The sequence below is a fragment of the Pseudomonas sp. Pseusp97 genome, from assembly GCF_047304025.1.
Lineage (GTDB): Bacteria > Pseudomonadota > Gammaproteobacteria > Pseudomonadales > Pseudomonadaceae > Pseudomonas.
The window spans coordinates 1-18,204 of the sequence record NZ_JBGLYK010000054.1; the positions used below are offsets into that span (position 1 = coordinate 1).

An 18,204-nucleotide genomic window follows, 5' to 3' on the forward strand; every position below is an offset into this window, starting at 1 on the left:
CTCCAGGTGGCCGGCGGCCAGCCCGCAGACGCCGATGCCCACGCCCGGCCAACTGCGCAACAGGGCCAGCGCAACATCGGCGCTGGGAGCCTGCAGCACCTGGGCGACACCCAGCACCGCCAGCGCATCGGCGATCTGCCGTCGGCGGCGCTCATCGGCTTCGAGAATCAGGACGTTGGGCAAGGTCATCATCGGTCTTCAGCGGCTCCATTCCAGGCCTTGGCATTGTCGGAAGATGCCGCGGAGAAATTGCGAGGCGTTTTCCTGCGAACTTGTAGGACGTTTCCTAGCGGCATTGCTGCGGAGACAGGCAGCTGAGGTCCGTTCCTGGCCGCCCACCGCCGTCGCTCATCAGTGATGTGGCTGCTGGTTTTGACGTGGCAAACCTTCCGCCTGTCGCACAGGCGAAGGCGAGGTTGCTGTATCCGGGAACACTGGCGAACGCGTGCACCGGCCGTTCCAGTTCTCGGCGCGGTGCGTTGGCGACTCCACCCACAACCGTGCCCGCATGTTGATCGCCGTCATTTTGTGATTTCTGCTGCTCGGTCTGCGTCAACGATGCTGCCCCCGTGCCGTCGTCCGGGGACTGATGACAGGGCCGCCCATGCAAACGCTGTTGAACGAGATACTCGAAGAAGTACGTCCCTTGATCGGCAAGGGCAAAGTGGCTGACTACATTCCCGCGCTGGCCGACGTACCGCCGCAGCAGCTGGGCATCGCGGTCTACGGTAACGATGGCAGCTATTACTGCGCAGGCGACGCGCTGGTGCCGTTTTCGGTGCAGAGCATTTCCAAGGTGTTCAGCCTGGTCCAGGCGATCGGCCACTCCGGCGAAGCCATATGGGAGCGGCTTGGCCATGAGCCCTCCGGCCAGCCGTTCAATTCGCTCGTGCAGTTGGAGTTCGAGCGCGGGCGCCCGCGCAATCCGTTCATCAATGCGGGGGCATTGGTGATCTGCGATATCAACCAGTCGCGTTTCGCAGCGCCCATTCTGTCGATGCGTGACTTCGTCAGGCGGCTGTCGGGCAATCCCCACGTGACGATGGATGCCCGTGTCGCCGATTCGGAATATCAATTCCGCGCGCGCAACGCTGCCATGGCGTACCTGATGCAGTCATTCGGTAATTTCCATAACGAGGTCGAGACGGTGCTGCGCAGCTATTTCAGTTACTGCGCGCTGCAGATGAATTGCCTCGACCTGGCGCGGGCGTTCTGTTTCCTGGCCAACGATGGGTTCTGCAAGCACAGCGGCGAGCAGATCCTCACCCGGCGCCAGACCCAGCAGGTGAACTCGATCATGGCCACCAGCGGGCTCTATGACGAAGCGGGGAATTTCGCCTACCGCGTGGGGTTGCCGGGCAAGAGCGGAGTAGGCGGCGGGATCGTCGCGATCGTGCCGGGTCAGTTCACCGTCTGCGTGTGGTCGCCGGAGTTGAATGCGGCGGGCAACTCCTACGCCGGCATGGCGGCGCTGGAACTGCTGAGTTCGCGAATCGGCTGGTCGGTGTTCTGAGCGGCGCACCGGCCTGCCGGTGCAGAGCAGGGCGGGCAGGGCGCCTGTCTCCACTCGGGTCAACAGCGCCGCCATAGCCTGCGACCACGGCTCGCCCATGCTTCTGCGCAGGAATGCGCATGACCCTGCGCCAGGACAACATGACCTGGTATGGCGACGGCCATTATCGTCTGGGTTAATACGCTGACAGGTAAGCCTGGCTAATAGAAGTTCTTAAAATAACTCGATATTTAAAGGGCAAGAATAAAGATAAGGTAAGTTTCACTGCTGGGTGGGGCAGAGGAAACACTCATTGATTTAAGCAGTGCATGAGGATTCTCCTGTCTGCCCAATCCATGCAGTTCAGTCCGGATAAGTTGCCCAAGCCAGCCGTCATGAACAGACCGACATGTTCAGGCACTATCCCATGATCTGAGTAACTGTGCGGGCCAAAGCTTGACCGCGCATTTCGATCGTCCAAACGATGAATCTTCCCTTCGAATTTCATGTACACACTTCACTTCGCTTCAACGGCTAACGGTTTCAAGGTATTGATCATGCTTGAAGCCCTTGGCGTGCCGTTTCAGCTTCAACGCGTGAACCTTTCTCAAGGTGAGCAGCATCGACCGGATTTCGCGAGGCTGACCCCTTTCCAGAAGATTCCTGTATTGGTTGAGCATCAGCAGTCGCTGGTACTTCCGGAGTCAGGTGCAATCCTTCAATACCTGGCCGAAACCCACGGCAGATTCCTTCCTTCAAGCGGTCCCGAACGCTACCAGGTGCTGCAGTGGTTGGCGTGGCAGATCAGCAGTCTTGGCCCTATGGCCGGGCAGTGGCATCACTTCATGCATCGTACAGACGATGCAGATGTCTACGCGAAAGAGCGCTACCTGAAGGAAACCACCCGATTGTTCCACATTGTGGAGGATGCGCTGGCGGGACGGGATTTCATCTGCTCGGCATATTCAATAGCCGACATGGCGATCTATCCCTGGTTGCGAATCCATAAGCTGTTGGAAATAGATCTTCATGATCTTCCCAGGGAGCGGGGCTATCTGAGTCGGCTCGGAGCAAGAGAGGAGGTGGTAACTGCCTACATGAAAGGCTCTGGAGAATTCAGTAACCGCGACGGGCGCTGGTGAATAATCTCGGTCGGTTCCTGTAATTGCTGAAGGCATTCCCACCCATTGCGGCCGCTCGTGGCTTTCGGCCAGCGCGGTCAGTCACGACAATCGAGCGCCTGCCCAGACTTCATATTCGCCATGTTCTCGATTCCGCCGAGAAGCGTTTTCGGCGGTAAAGTTTCCTGGCGTGTCTCGTGGATTGTTTGCCCAAAGGCCCTAATGGTACTAGGGTCAATCGCATTGACAGGGATGGTCGCACTTTCATACCGAGCTGCCGTGATTCTGCGTTCCATTCCGCCGCCCTTTGGCCGTTGGATCCAGCATGGAGCGCTTATGAAACCCCGAGGCCCGGTAAGTGCAGTAAAGCAATACCCGTCAAGCAATCCCGTTCCGATGTCGCTTCAGTTTTCCTGCCGGCGCGGGACAGACCAGAATTCGCATCGGCCCAATATCTCCGAGCTGATACGCCCCACCTCAGTAACACTAGCCATCCTGGTATGTCTCGATGGGGTACCGGCAAGCGCCGAGGTCATTGCGCCGGCGATATATGAAACGCCATTCGAGGTTCGTGCCGGCGATGAAAAGACTTTCGTAGGCGGAACGGAAATAAACCCTGTCCCCCCATACCCGCCCAATTGGGGTGGAAGCGGTGTGCGGGTTCTCGGCGGCACCGCCATTTTTGACCCTCGTCTCGGGCTAGGCACACCGATCAGCATCAGCGTCAGCGGGAATGCAATCGACGGGTTGTATCTCAACGGCGGCCGCATCCTGGTGAATCCCGGCGGCACCTATATCCATGCAACCGGTGGCAGCGTGCGGGGGATCTATAACGTTATCAGCACGAACCTGGATTCGCAGTTCGACGGAACCGAGGTTTATGTCACCACAAACTACGTTGGCTCCGATGCGCTGAACACTTTCGGAGCGAAAGCCACGACAATCCTGCGGGATTCCACCCTGAGTACGTTGCAGGACACATCCGCGGGAGCCTTAGTTTGGCGAGGTGCCAAGGCCGACTTGCGTAATACCGCCATATCGACCCTGGGCTTGAGGTCATACGGTGCGCAGGTTGCCGAAAGTGGCAGTGAGATCCAGACCACGGACGGATCGATCACGACGCAAGGCTCCGGGGCTCACGCCGTCATCGTTTACTCCAACGGAAGATTCTCGGGCTCGGGCACCTCCCTGCACGCGCAGGGCACCGGGGCCTTTGGCGTCTATGCGGTCAGCGGTGGCGTCTTTGTTGCGGACGGTATGCGCATACAGTCCGATAAAAGCCACGGCGTATACGCCGTCGGCGCAGGCCAGGTGGCATTGAAGAATACCGATATTACCGTCGTGGCTCCTGATACCATCGGGCTCTATATCGAAGGCTCGGCACCGGCGTCCGTTTCGGGGGGCGTTATCCAGACTCAAGCAGATCGGTCTGTGGCGGTGCGCAACCAGTCGGGCTCGATCCTGGATATCAACGGAACGCAGGTGCGTACCGTGGGCCAGGCTTCACACGGCGTGTATGTGCAGGGATGGGGAACAGTCAACCTGGGACGTGACGGCTCGACTGGCACGGTGGTCACCACACAGGGTGAAGGCGCCGACGCAGTACGTGTTTCGCCCAACGCCACACTTTTCAGCGCCACTGGTGCTGAGTTGCGGACCACCGGTGCCAATGCCCAGGGCCTGCATTTGACCGGCACTACGGGCACAGCAGCGAAGCTCTTTCAGCTGACAGGTACTGCGATCGCTTCCGCGCAGGCCGACGGCATTCACCTGACTACCGGTCCTGCAACCATCGATCTGAGCAACTCGTTCGTATCGGGCGGCAATGCGGCCATCAATATCGGTGCGGACTCCGCCGCCACGGCGGACATCAACGCGAGCGGCACGCAGATAGAAGGGCGCATTCTCACCCAACCCGGGAGTACGTCGAACCTGTCCTTGGCTGCGAACAGCGTATGGCGCATGACCGGTGACTCCAATGTGACGAACCTGGTCAACGATCCCAGCCTGATCGACTTCTCCGCCCCGGTGGGAGGTGTTTTCAAGACGCTGACCGTCAATACCTACAGTGGCGATGGGACGATTGCGCTCAATACGTTCCTTGGCGGTGATGGTTCGCCCTCGGACAAACTGGTGATCGATGGCGGTAGCGCGACCGCCCTGCCGACTGGCAATACCGGGCTTGTGATCCGTAATGCTCGGGATGCCGGCGGCGTGCTGGGGCAAGGCGCACTGACAACCGGCAATGGCATCCTGGTGGTGGATACCTTGAATGGCGGTACGACGTCCACCAATGCCTTCCGCCTGGCAAATCGCGCTGTTGCCGGCCCATACGAATACACACTGCACCGGTCGAGCGTTGACGGTAGCGACAATGAGGCCTGGTACCTGCGCTCCACCGCGCCTGATCCGGATCCAGACCCTGATCCGGACCCGGATCCCGGTCCGGACCCCGATCCAGACCCGGACCCCGGCCCTGATCCCGACCCGGGTCCGGATCCGGAGCCACGACCGAACTTCCGCCCCGAGGTGTCGCTGTACGGCGCGCTGCCGGCGCTGGCACTGGTCTATGGCCGCACCATGGTCGATACCCTCCATGAGCGCGTGGGCGAGGAACGACCGACAGGCTGGCAACAGCCGCCGGCCAGCGATGAAACCACCTGGGGCCCCTCGCTGGGGTGGGGACGCGTCATCTACCGCAGCGGCAAACAGGATGGTGACCGGAAAGATGCCGTCGGCAAGACTCCGGAATACAACTACGACCTGACGGCCTTCCAGGTCGGCGCCGACCTTTACCGGAAAGAACGGGCAGACGGCAGCCACGACCAGGCTGGCTTCTCCCTGGGCATCGGCAGCATGGACGCCGGCGTCAGCCACTACACCGGTCGCAATGCCGGCGACGACACGCTACGTGCTTACAGCCTGGGCGGCTACTGGACGCACTTCGGCCGGGAAGGTTGGTACCTGGACGGAGTCCTGCAGGTCAGCCGGTACGACATCGAGGCGCGGCCCAATGAACTGTCCAAGCTCAAGACCAAGGGCTGGGGTTATACCGGCTCGCTGGAGGGCGGCTACCCCTACGAAGCGGACAAGGGCCTGTGGGTCGAGCCGCAGGCGCAGGTGATCTACAGCTACGTCGATCTCGACGACAGCGACGACGTGGGAGCCGACGTGCGCTTCCGCGACGTGGAGTCGTTGATCGGCCGGCTCGGCGTGCGCATCGCCAAGGACTGGGAGACCGAAGGCAGCGACAGGAGCCGCCGTCGCACGCAGGGGTGGGTCCGCCCGAGCATCTGGCATGAGTTCAAGGGGCAGCCGAAGACCGAATTCTCCTCGCAGTCGGGCTACATCCCGTTCGAGGCGGATCTGGACGGCAGTTGGGGCGAGATCAACCTGGGCATCGACCATCAGGCCAGCGAGAAGGTGACCTTCACCGTCTCTGCCGGCTACCGCGAGGCCTTCGATGGCGACAGCCACGGCTACGATGCGGCGGTTGGATTCAAGTATCGGTTCTAGAGCCCCGGGCTGGCCGTCAACCGGAGGGTTTGACGGCCAGCTCCGCTGCCAGCTGGATGCCCTGGCCCGCATGCCGTAACAGGGCTCTGCCAACTGCCAGCGCTTGCACATTTCTTAGCTACGCTTGCAGCAATGGAGCCGCAGGCTTTGGGCCTCTCGTCGACCGGCTAGGGAGCCGACTCAATGGATAGCAAGCGCAACGCGTCCTCACCGGCGACCATCCTGGTGGTCGACGATACGCCCGAAAACCTGATGCTCATGGTCGATCTGCTCAAGGACCGCTACCGGATCAAGGTCGCGAACAATGGGGAGAAGGCGCTGCGCATCCTTGAAGGCGATCTGCCGGATCTGATTCTGCTGGACGTCATGATGCCGGGCCTGACGGGGTACGCGGTTGCCGAGCAGGTCAAGCAGGACTCGCGTACCTGCAACGTACCCATCATCTTCCTCACCGCCATGGCGGGCGCCGAGGATGAAATCCACGGCCTGGAGCTGGGCGCCGCCGATTACATCACCAAGCCGATCAGCCCTCCGATCGTCCTGGCGCGCGTCGCGACCCAGCTCAAGGTGAAGGCTGCCGAGGATTTCCTGCGCGATCAGAACGACTACCTGGAAAACGAGGTTAAACGCCGTACCGAAGAGGTCATGACCATCCAGGATGTGACCATCCAGGCGATGGCTTCGCTGGCCGAGACCCGCGACAACGAAACCGGCAACCACATCCGCCGCACGCAGAACTACGTCAAGCTGCTGGCCGAGCTGCTATGTGACCACCCGCGCTTCAGCCATTTCCTCAATGAAGCAACCATCAAGCTCCTGTACAAATCCGCACCGCTCCATGATATCGGCAAGATCGGCATCCCGGACCACATCCTCCTCAAGCCCGGGCGCTTCACGCCAGAAGAGTTCGAGATCATGAAGACCCACACCACGCTGGGTCGGGATGCCATCCAGCAGGCCGAGGACAGGCTGGCAGTGAAGGTCGACTTTCTCCGCTTTGCCAAGGAGATCGCCTATAGCCACCAGGAGAAGTGGGACGGCAGTGGCTATCCGCAGGGGCTGGCGGGGGACGATATTCCCATCAGCGCGCGCCTGATGGCGGTTGCCGATGTTTACGACGCGTTGATCAGCAGCCGCGTGTACAAGCCCGGCATGCCCCATGAACAGGCGTTGGGCATCATCCGTGAGGGTCGCGGCTCGCACTTCGATCCCGACATTTGCGACGCCTTCCTGGCCAACGCCGATCGCTTCCGCGAGATCGCCGAGCGTTTCGCCGATACCGAACTGGACATGGCAAGGCAACTGGCCGCGCTGGAGCACATCGCCCAGGAACCCTGAGTCGCAATGCTGGCTCGCCGGCGGCCAAGGAGTGCTCTTCGATGAACGTACTCGCACTGTTCGAGCGCCTGTCCCTGCGCAGGAAGCTGGTCCTGGGCTTTGCCGCGCTGCTGGCGCTGTCCCTGGTGCTGGGCATGCTGAGCCTGCGCCTGCAGTCCGAGCTCAAGGGCGAGCTGCAACAGCTCTACAGCGAAGATCTGATGGGCGCCAACCACCTGCAGGAGGTCAGGGTCCAGCTTCCGCATATAGTCCAGGCCTTGCAGCGGGCGGTTGCCACCAGCAGCGCCGACACCCGCGTCGCGGCGTTGCGCCAGTTGGAGATGAGCAAGCAGAAACTGCAGGAGTCTCTGGCGCTGGCAAAGCCGACCGTGTTCCACGCCGAAGACCTGGTGCGGCTTGCCGAGTTCGAGCTGTTGCTCGAACGAATCCTTTCCATCGGCAATGAGGCGCTTGACCTGACGGGGCAGGGGCGCCAGGGTCAGGCCCTGGCGTTGATCAATGTCGATCAGTTCCAGCAGCTCAATGAACGTGCGGATATGGCGCTTGACCGCGTTATCGAGGACAAGCAGGCGGCGCTGCGTGATCTGGTCAGCGAGATCACCACCTATGCCGAGCATGGCAGTCTGCTGACCTATGTTCTGCTGCTCGGCGGCCTGGCCCTGGCCCTCATACTCGCCTGGTTGGTCAGCCAGTCCATTCGCAAGCCGCTGGAGCGGGTACGCAATGCGGTTGATCAGCTGACCGTCGGCGACCTGGAACAGCCCATTCCCCATACCGACCTGGATAACGAGACCGGCGACCTGGCGCGAGCCATTGCCCAGCTGCAGGTACAAGCGCGCCAACTCGAACGGCAACGCTGGATCAAGGCTCAGGTGTCCCTGGTTCAGACCGACATCCAGGCGGCAGAAACGCCGGAGCAGCTCGGTCGCGTGTTCCTGCAGCGGATCGTTCCGATGACAGGGGCATGTCAGGGAGTGCTTTATGTTCTCTTCGAAGGAGCCTCGCACCTGCAATTCCTGGGCGGCTACGCATTGGACAGGGAGTTTCCGCAGGCGGATCGGGTCGCACTGGGCGAGGGACTGCTGGGGCAGTGCGCGTTGGATCGAAACCCTCGATATTTGACGGATTTACCCGAGAAGTTCTGGCGTATCCGCTCGGAGCTCGGCGAGGCAACTGCCAGCCACCTGTCGGTACAGCCGGTGATGCGCGGCGAGCGGCTACTGGGAGTCCTGGAGCTGGCCGGACTGCGGGAGCCTTCCGAGCTGGAGGCGGCTCTGCTGCAGGAAGTGCTGCCCAGGCTGGCAGGGGGCATGGCCATCATGGAGCGCAGCGAAACTGCCCATGCACTATTGGCCGAAACGCGTCGACAGGCCGACGCGATGGCCGCGCAGACAGTCCTGCTGGAAAGCCAGGCCACGGAGCTGGAATCCCGGCAGGCAGCGCTGCGGGCGACGGAGGCCTGGTACCGCGGCATCATCGAGGCTTCTCCGGATGGCATGGTGGTGCTCGGGGCTGACGGCAGCATCCTGATGACCAACCCGCAGCTGGATGCGCTGTTCGGCTACGAGCGCGGCGAACTCGTCGGCTCCACGGTCGAGCGACTGGTGCCGCAGGCGGCACGTGAGCGCCATGTCGCCTTGCGCAGCGGTTTCATGGTCACCGAAACCACCCGGCAGATGGGGGCCAATCTCGACGACTTGCGGGGTGTGCGCAAGGACGGCAGCCAATTCTCCGTGGAGATCGGTCTATCGCACCTGCCGAGTCTGGAAGGGCGCGGACGCTGCGTCTGCGCTTCGGTGCGGGATGTGAGCGAGCGACGGCTGATGGAAATCAGCCTGCGCACAGCGAGCGATCGCTTGAGTCTGGCCCAGGAGGCGGGCGCTATCGGCCTGTTCGACGTCGACTTCGTGACGGGCCGGGACTACTGGACGCCACAGCTGGAGAAGATGTTCGGGCTTGAGCCCGGTTGTTTTGGCGGAACCATGGCCGCCTGGAAGGCTCTGCTGCATCCTGATGATGCCGAGGCGACCGACCAGGCTTATGCGGAGGCCGTCGCCAGCGGGGCGGATCGTTATGAGTGCGACTTCCGGATCATCCGCCAGGACGACGGTGCCGTGCGTACCTTCAGGTCATTGAGCCGCTTCACCCGGGCGCCCGATGGCACTCCGCTGCGCGCGACCGGGGTGAACATCGATGTCACCGAACTGATCGATGCGCGCGCAGCGGCCGAAGAGGCCACCCTGGCCAAGAGCGAATTCCTGGCCAACATGAGCCACGAAATCCGCACTCCCATGAACGCCATCATCGGCATGAGCCACCTGGCGTTGCGCAGCGGCCTGAACAACAAGCAGCGCAACTACATCGAGAAGGTGCACCGTTCCGCGGAAAACCTGCTGGGCATCATCAATGACATCCTGGACTTCTCGAAGATCGAGGCCGGCAGGATGACCCTCGAGCAGATTCCCTTCCGGCTGGAGGATGTGCTCGACAGTTTTGCCGCGATGATCGGCCTGAAGGCGGAGGACAAGGGCCTGGAGCTGCTCTTCCAGACCCAGCCGGGGCTGCCCACTGCGTTGATCGGTGACCCGCTGCGTCTGGGGCAGGTGCTGATCAACCTGGGTAACAACGCCGCCAAGTTCACCGAGCGCGGAGAGATCGTGGCAGGGGTCGAGGCGCTGGAGGCAACCGATGAACACGCGGAACTGCACTTCTGGGTGCGCGATACCGGCATCGGCATGACCTCGGAACAGTCCCAGCGCCTCTTCCGTTCATTCAGCCAGGCCGACAGCTCGACCACCCGCAAATACGGCGGCTCCGGGCTGGGGCTGTCCATCTCGAAGAAGCTGGTGGAGCTGATGGGCGGGCGAATCTGGGTGGAAAGCGAACCAGGACGCGGCTCCACTTTCCACTTCCAGGTTTGCCTTGGCGTGCAGCAGGGGAGCCAGCCGCGACGCATGTTCAAGGCTGACGAGTTGCTGGGCACGCGCGTACTGGTGGTGGATGACAACGCCAGCGCTCGGGAGATCCTCTCCGGTATGGCGCGCAGCTTCGGCCTGGAAGTCGACGTTGCCGAGAGCGGGGGCATGGCCCTGCGGCTGCTGGCCGATGCCGAAGCCAAGGCGCTGCCATATGACGTGGTGCTGATGGACTGGAGGATGCCGGGCATGGACGGCATGGAAACCGTCAGAAGAATGTACTCGGGCGACCTGCGCCATACGCCGTCGGTGATCATGGTGACCGCCTTCGGCCGCGACGAGGCTCACGAGGAGGCCGAGCGCCAGGGCATTGAGCTGCCGGTGGTGCTGACCAAGCCGGTGACCCCTTCGACGTTGCTCGAAGCCATTGCCATGGTGCTTGGGCAGCTTCCCCGGACGGAAACCCGAGCGACCGAACGCTCCGGGAACAGTGCCAGCAATCTGGCGGGCCTGAAGGGCGCCAGGCTGCTCCTGGTGGAGGACAACGAGCTCAATCAGGAACTGGCGCGCGAGCTGCTGGAAGGCGCCGGGATGCAGGTGGAACTGGCCTGCAATGGTCAGCAAGCGCTGGACATCCTCGCGCTGGATGACAATTTCGACGGCGTGCTGATGGATTGCCAGATGCCGGTAATGGATGGCTACACAGCCACCCGCAGGATCCGCGATCAGGCGCGCTTCGACGAACTGCCGGTGCTCGCCATGACCGCCAATGCCATGGAGGGAGACCGCGAACGAGCGTTGGCCAGTGGCATGAATGACCACATTTCCAAGCCGCTGAATGTCGACAGCATGTTCGCCACACTGGCCAGATGGATCAGCCCGAAAGGCGCACGCCCCGATGAGGCGCAGCAAGCGGCAGCGACGGTGAAGCAAGCCTTGCCCGATAGCCTGGAAGGAATAGACATGACAGCCGGACTGGCTACCTGCATGGGCCGGCATGATCTCTACCTGCGATTGCTGATCAGGTTTCGCGAAGCGCAGGCTGACTTCGGCCAGCAGTTCCGGAAGGCGCTGGGTGATGAGGACGAAACGGCAGCCGGGCGGCTGGCCCATACCCTTCGCGGCACGGCGGGCAATATCGGCGCGAGGGGCATTGCCCAGGCCGCAGCAGAGCTGGAGCGGGCTTGCCTGGCCGGCGAAGCGGAAGCGGTCATCGACACCCTATTGGAAGCGTTGCTGCGCTGCCTGACCCCAACCCTGGCGGCGCTGGCCACTCTGGGCATCGATGTGCCGGTGGATCAGGTCGAGACACCACGCAGCGACGTCGAACTGGAGCGCAAGCTGACACGCCTCCGGCAGCTGCTGAGCGAAAGCGACTCGGATGCCATGGAGGCGCTGGAGCAACTGCGCAAACAGAATCTCGATCCGGCCATGGCCAGGCGTCTTGGGCAGGTCGCGCGGCAGATCGAGCAGTTCGACTTTGACCGTGCTCTGGAGCTGCTGCAAAGCGATTCGCCATGAGCCCGGAACTATTGCCGCATGCTCGCCAACCTCATGGCTGCCGCTGCCGTGTTGATGGACAATCGCAGCCGATCGGCAGGGGAGGAGTCCCGCCACGGGCTTGACCTGAGCAAGCCCGGCTAGGCACGTCCACCGTCGATCGGGTGATTCTGTCGTCGCCCGCATAACCAGGGAGCCCCGCCCGGTGCCTGATATTCCGACTGCCTATGCCAAACGCTTCGATGCCGTGCTTGCTTACATCGATGGCCACCTGGAGGGTGACCTTTCGCTGAAGACCTTGAGCGAGGTGGCGCATTTCTCGGCGTTTCACTTCCATCGGCAGTTCACCGCCTACGTGGGCGTGCCGGTTGCGCGTTATGTGCAACTGATGCGCCTGCGGCGCGCGGCGCATCGCTTTGCGTCTGGTGCGGAATATTCCGTGCTGGACGCCTCGCTCGACGCAGGCTTCGACAGCCCCGAGGCATTCAGCCGGGCCTTCCGACGGGACTTCGGCATGCCGCCCAGTGCCTTCCGGGAGCGACCGAACTGGCAGACCTGGCATGCGGTGTTCGACATTCCCCATTTTTCCAGGAGCATCACCATGCAGGTCCGTATTGTCGATTTCGCCGAAGTCCGGGTCGCCGCCCTCGAACACCAAGGCTCTCCCGCATCGCTCGACGAGAGCGTCCGCCGGTTCATCCAGTGGCGCATGGGCAGCGGGCAATCGCCGGTCGGCGCAAGCCGCACCTTCGGTATTCCCTACGGCAACCCCGACACGACAGCCGCGGAAGATTTCCGCTTCGATATCTGCGGCGAGATCGGCGAAGCCGTGGCGCAGAACGACTATGGCGTCCGCGAGCTGGTCATTCCGGGCGGCCGCTGCGTGGTGGTTCGCCACGTCGGCTCGCCGGATCACATCGGCGAAAGCATCTATCCGATTTATCGCGACTGGCTACCCGGCAGCCACGAAGAGCTCCGCGACCATCCGTTGTTCTTCCATTACCTGAGCATCTTCCCGGAGACGCCGCTGGAGCAGTGGCAGACGGATGTCTATATCCCGCTGCAGTAGCGCGCCCTGCGCCTTGCCGCGGTCCGGACTGTCCGAATGCCTGGCGGGATGACCGCGGCTGACCCAGGCCACGGGGCCTGGGTTACTTCCAGCGGGCGATCAATTGGCAGCTACTATCCTTGGCATCCCCAACGGTCCTGTGGCAGGCCATGAGCATTTACGTTATCAGCCGCTCGATAATCTTCGATAATGAGGCCTTTGTGCTCTACGGGGCTGACGCGCCGGATGAGAAGCTCCGCATTGGTGCCATCGCCAGTCGCTGCTTCACATTGCTGGCGGATGCCAACGGCGAGATCGTCAGCAAGCGCGACCTGATGAGTGGAGCATGGGGCGCGTTTGGCCTCGAGGTCACGGAGAACAGCCTGGCTCAGGTGATACGCCAGTTGCGCCTGGCGCTGGACAAGCTACAGCCAGGGCATGAACTGATCCTGACTGTGCCTCGCATCGGCTATCGGCTGAGCGCGCAGGTGGCACTGACCGATCAGGAACCAGCCATCGCCCTGCTCGACGACCCCACGCCTGCTTTTACCGCTGACGTGCCATCGGTATCGGTGACCGAAGCCCCTCAGAAGTGGCGTTGGCCACTTCGCCTGGCCCTGGCATTGGGTGCGCTGGCCTGCTGGGCGTCGCTTTACAGGCTTCCGGGCCTTCTCTACCCCATCCCTCTGCCCGAGCGACCGTTCCATGAGGTCGATGTACAACGCATCGATGGCCTGACGCTGCACCTGGAGAACATGCCGGCATCTGCGTTGCGCCCGAGCAACGCCAGTCTTGTCGCGCGCGCCGGACAGCTGGGCAAGGCGCTGGACCTGGAGAATCTCAATCTCTATCGCTTTGCCGGGCAGGACCGCAGCCTGAATCTGCTTTGCAGTGGGGAATTGCGCCCAGGGAACAGCCACTGCCTGGGATTGCAGGTTGATGAGTAGAGTGAGGACGCGTCACTTCATCGGGCTGTTCCTGGCCGGCAGCCTGGTGAGTTTGAGCGCCGGCATGCTCGTTGGCCGGCCGCAGATGCCACTGGACTTCGAATGTGCTGGCCGAACGGCGATGCTGCTGCCCAGCGCAGAGGGTCGGCAATGGCTCGTGGTGCGCTATGACCTTGATCTGCGGGCGGATCAGCAGGGGGATTTCAAGGCACGCCTGCGCCTGCTCGATGCCGACAGCGGACAGGACCTGGGCTATCAGCACCGTACGGCCAGCTTCACCTATCAGCGGCAGGACCAGCGGCTGCTGCTGACGGTCCTGCACAGCGGCAGGAGCCAGACTGGCGACCTCGCGGCGGAAAAATTGGCCGGGGTCGGCCTGTTTGTATTCAACGAGCAGATGCGCCTGAGTTTTCCGACACGCCAGACCGGGCCGGACAATTTGCTGATCGACATCGGCCAGGGCGGAGCCCTGCTCTGCGTGCGCCACGCTCCAGCCCGCTGAAGAGTGACGCTGTGCAATACCTCATGCAGCCGATGCCCGAAGTTCCGTCATCGCCGCACTCAGGCAGATTCGCGCGGAGTCGAAGTCGAATTCCTGCAGTGCCGTGGCCAGGCGAGGCGCCTGGACCGGGAAGGCCGCGCGTAGCATCGAGCTATGCTGAGCGAAGCAGCCCAGGGCCTCTGCGTCGGAATCTGCGAGGAACTCGTCGAGCTGATAGCAGACGTCCTGCAGCATCGTCTCATCGACTGCGCAGGCTACCTCTGGAGCGGGCCCCTGCAACTGGCGCGCGCACCGTAACAGCGGCAGCAGTTCGTCTGCGAGAACCTGCACCAGTGGCCCGTAGGCGAGCGGCAGAGCGCGCAACCGCAACTGCTGCTCCAGGTCCCCGGCAGCCCGAGCCAGCGCATCGGCACCCAGGGTCGCGGAAACGCCCTTGCAGCTGTGGGCAAGGCGCTCGGCAGCGGCCAGGTCGCCACGCGCCAGGACTTCCTCCAGTTGCTCCAGCAGCGTCTCCTGACTGGTGACGAACTGAGCGAGCAGTCGCCGGTAGAGTGGTTCATTGCCAAGCACCCGGCGCAACCCGGCAGCCACGTCGACGCCCTCAAGCTGCATGAGCTGCAGCGGCTCCGCCGCCTGCGGTGCCTGGAAGCGCTTGCCGAGCCAGCGCTGCAGCACGTCGTACAGCGTCTGCGGCTCGAATGGCTTGCTGATGAAGTCATTCATGCCAGCGGCGCGGCAAGCCTCGCGGTCTTCGCGCATGGCGTTGGCGGTAATCGCAACCACCGGCAGATCGGCCAGGTGCGGGAGAAGACGCAGCTCGCGAGTGGCGGCCAGGCCATCCAGGACCGGCATCTGCATATCCATGAGCACCAGGTCGTAGGACTCCTGCTGCAGCCTGTCGAGGGCTTCGCGACCATTGCCGGCAATCTCGACCTGGCAACCCATCGCGCTTAGCAACTCAGCCGCCACCTGCTGGTTCAGCAGGTTGTCTTCCGCCAGCAACACCCGCCCACCAAGCGGCCGGTTCATCGTGATGCCGGCGCCAGCGTCAGGTTCCAACCGCAGCCGCCCATGGGCGCGCTGCAGGCAGGCAGTGAAGCTGAAGGTACTGCCTTGCCCCGGCACACTGCGCACCGCCACGTCGCCTTCCATCAGCAGCGCCAGTTGCCTGGCGATTGCCAGACCCAGGCCGGTGCCGCCATAGCGCCGAGTGGTGGAGGCATCCGCCTGCTGGAAACTGTTGAAGAGCTTGGCGCATTGCTGCTCGCTGAGACCGATGCCGGTGTCGCTTACGGAGAACTCGATGCAGAGCTTGCCGGCGTGCTCCTCGTTGAGCGCCACAGCGATCTCGATGCGGCCGTGTTCGGTGAACTTGATTGCGTTGCTCAGGTAGTTGAGCAGGATCTGGCGCAGCCGCAGCGGGTCACCGCGCAGCTGGTCGGGCACCTGTGGCGCCACCTTCATGCTTAACGCCAGGCCCTTGTCCTGGATGCGCTCCTGCAGCAGGCTGGTGCTTTCCAGCAGCAAGCGCTGCAGGCTGAAATCCTGGCTGTCGAGCTGGAGTTTGCCCGCTTCGATCTTCGAGAAGTCGAGAATATCGTCGAGCACCCCGAGCAGATGGCGGCTTGAGCTTTGCAGCTTGCCCAGGTAATCCCGCTGACGCTCATCCAGCCGGGTCGCCATGACGAGGTAGGTCATGCCGATAATGGCGTTCATCGGGGTGCGGATCTCGTGGCTCATGTTGGCCAGGAATTCGGCCTTGACCCGTGCTGCCTGCTCGGCGAGCTCGCGGGCTTCGCGCATCCGCTGGATGGCAGCGTGCTGCAGCGAAACGTCCTGAACCACCCAGATCGACCCGCGAGACAGGTCGCCAGGCGTCACGGCCCTCGCGTTGACTGCTCCCCAGAACACGCTCCCGTCTTCACGGCGCAGTTGAAGTTCGCGTCGGTAGGTCTTGCCTTCATGCAGCAGCCTGCGAATGTCGACCACACTGTCCGGCAACTCGTCGGCGCCCAGCCAGATGATCGGCGACTTGCCCAGCAGCTCTCCTTGGGCATAGCCGAAAACGTCGTGCAGGCTGGAGTTGGCCTGGACGATGACCTCTTTGTTGATGAAGGCAATGCCGTTGGGCGCGGCCATCAGGATGGCACGCTGCTGCTCATGGGCCAGTTGCAGACCGCGCTCGTGCTGTTTGCGCAGGCTCAGGTCGCGAATCACCACGCACAGCGACTGGCTGTCGCCACTCAGCGAGGGGAGTGCCGAGATCCGCACCTCGATGGGGAACTCACTGCCGTCGCAGCGCAGCGCCATTCCCTCGCCCACCTGGTTGGTGGCGGGGTTGGCGTGGAACCTCTGCATGATGCCGCCGAGGACCTGGTGCTGATGCCCGGGTACCAGCACCTTGAAGTGCTGGCCCAGCATGCCGCCGCCGTCATAACCGAAGATGCGTTCGCACTCGGGGTTGGCCAGGATTATCTGTCCCTGCCAATCAAATACCACCATGCCGTCCGGCGCTGCTTCAACGATCCCGCGGAACCAGCGTTCGGTTGCTGCCAGGGCCTGCTGCTGGGATTCAAGCGCTCGCGCCTGCTCACGAGCCTGGCCCAGCAACTCCTGCTTGTGCTCGTGCTGCAGCAGCAGATCCCACAGGGTGCAGATCGGCTCGTGTATCGCATCCAGCAGTTCCAGCTGATAGCTGTCCGGCCGTTGTTCCAGGTGGATATCGATCACTCCCTGCTGCTGTCCGTCGACCAGCAACGGCAGGAGAAAATGCCGACCATCTGCTGCATGCGCCCGAACCGGTTCCCGCTCATCGATGTGGACTTCGGCGCGCGGCAGCCATTGCCGCAGCAGTTCGCCGAGGCGGGCGATGAATGCCTCGCGTTGCGAGCAGGACTGAAGCTCCAATGACAGTTCGCCGAGGCGCTCCTTGGCCCACTGCTGCGAAAGGATGCGCTGGTTTGCTCTGCGATACGCCTCCAGGGCCCGAGCCAGCGAGCCCAGCTCATTCGCCGCATGGCAATGAACCAGCGGGCCGGTGTCTTCCCCCGTTTCCAGGCGCCGGGTCTGATCCGTCAGGGCCCGCAGCGGCAATAGCAGCTTGCAGCGAATGAACGCCTGGGCCAACAGTGCATAGATCATCGTCAGTCCGAGCATCAGCGCCGCCAGACCCTTGGCATCGGCAGCTTCAGCGATGGCATCGGCCACCAACCTGCTCTGACGCTCGCTGCTGCGGGCCGCGAACTCGTCGAATAGCGCAGTAGTGTCCAGCTCACTGCGCACATAGTCCTGCTCCTGCAACAACTGGCTGCTGCCCTGTTGTTGACGTTCGGCTATTGCCCGGCGTTCCAACCCGGTCTGTTGCTCGTCGAGTTCCGCTACTTGCCGTAGCAGCCGTCGTTCCATCGGATGCAAGGGCTGCGCTCGCAGGCGCTCCAGAGTTGGGGCGATACCGCCGGCAGCCTGCAAGTCCTGATAATGCTGCAGATAGTTAATATCGCCGGAGTTCACATACAACCGAGCGAATTGAGACATGCGCCGATTCTCCGCAAACAGCCGAGCACTGAGGCTGACAATCTCGAAACGCTGTTGCCCGATATCCTGGCTTTGCTGGTTGTAACGATAGGCTTGCCACACGCTGGCCAGACAGGCGATGCCCAGCATCAACATGCCGGCCGCGAGCCACTTGTTAAGACGATCGAGGCTCATTGAGACTCTCCTCATATGCTGCGAAGCGAAGACCGATGGGTCCTTTTGCTGGCAGGCATTGACTCACGAGGATTGAGTCGGTCGCTCTGAAAACTCATGAATAGCTATGAATACGTA

At 62.5% G+C, this 18,204-nt stretch carries 10 protein-coding genes; 8 read left to right on the plus strand and 2 right to left on the minus strand.

From position 1 onward, the window contains the following. Positions 1-189 (minus strand): hypothetical protein (locus tag ACCC94_RS11980; RefSeq protein ID WP_413349677.1); only part of this gene is annotated, 189 nt, incomplete at its 3' end. Between the two features lie 415 nt (positions 190-604). Here ACCC94_RS11980 and glsB point away from each other — a divergent pair. The 8 genes from glsB to ACCC94_RS12020 all read left to right on the plus strand — a co-directional run bounded on the left by glsB (position 605) and on the right by ACCC94_RS12020 (position 14,379). Beyond that, entirely contained in the window at positions 605-1,513 is a 909-nt protein-coding gene (gene glsB / locus ACCC94_RS11985) for a glutaminase B (RefSeq protein ID WP_413349678.1), read from the plus strand. A gap of 485 nt (positions 1,514-1,998) precedes the next feature. Continuing rightward, positions 1,999-2,634 carry a glutathione S-transferase family protein gene (locus ACCC94_RS11990; RefSeq protein WP_413349679.1) on the plus strand — a complete coding sequence of 212 codons (636 nt, stop codon included), beginning with the start codon at positions 1,999-2,001 and terminating at the stop codon, positions 2,632-2,634. 633 nt (positions 2,635-3,267) lie between these two features. Beyond that, positions 3,268-6,129 (plus strand): autotransporter outer membrane beta-barrel domain-containing protein, encoded by a 2,862-nt coding sequence (locus ACCC94_RS11995; RefSeq protein WP_413349680.1) that lies wholly within the window; start codon positions 3,268-3,270, stop codon positions 6,127-6,129. A gap of 183 nt (positions 6,130-6,312) precedes the next feature. Continuing rightward, the gene (locus tag ACCC94_RS12000; protein ID WP_413349681.1) at positions 6,313-7,467 is read left to right on the plus strand and encodes an HD domain-containing phosphohydrolase; all 1,155 of its coding nucleotides are present in this window, start codon (positions 6,313-6,315) and stop codon (positions 7,465-7,467) included. 41 nt (positions 7,468-7,508) lie between these two features. Further along, the gene (locus ACCC94_RS12005; protein ID WP_413349682.1) at positions 7,509-11,903 is read left to right on the plus strand and encodes a response regulator; all 4,395 of its coding nucleotides are present in this window, start codon (positions 7,509-7,511) and stop codon (positions 11,901-11,903) included. Between the two features lie 184 nt (positions 11,904-12,087). Then, positions 12,088-12,951, plus strand: coding sequence for an AraC family transcriptional regulator (locus tag ACCC94_RS12010; RefSeq protein ID WP_413349683.1), 864 nt, complete (start codon positions 12,088-12,090; stop codon positions 12,949-12,951). A gap of 149 nt (positions 12,952-13,100) precedes the next feature. Next, the gene (locus ACCC94_RS12015) at positions 13,101-13,877 is read left to right on the plus strand and encodes a winged helix-turn-helix domain-containing protein (protein ID WP_413349684.1); all 777 of its coding nucleotides are present in this window, start codon (positions 13,101-13,103) and stop codon (positions 13,875-13,877) included. A 1-nt stretch (position 13,878) separates the two neighbouring features. After that, complete coding sequence (locus tag ACCC94_RS12020) at positions 13,879-14,379, plus strand: hypothetical protein (protein ID WP_413349685.1); 501 nt, start codon at positions 13,879-13,881, stop codon at positions 14,377-14,379. Positions 14,380-14,400: 21 nt separating this feature from the next. Here ACCC94_RS12020 and ACCC94_RS12025 read toward each other — a convergent pair whose 3' ends face one another. Next, the gene (locus ACCC94_RS12025) at positions 14,401-18,087 is read right to left on the minus strand and encodes a PAS domain S-box protein (RefSeq protein ID WP_413349686.1); all 3,687 of its coding nucleotides are present in this window, start codon (positions 18,085-18,087) and stop codon (positions 14,401-14,403) included. Between the last annotated feature and the right edge of the window lie 117 nt (positions 18,088-18,204).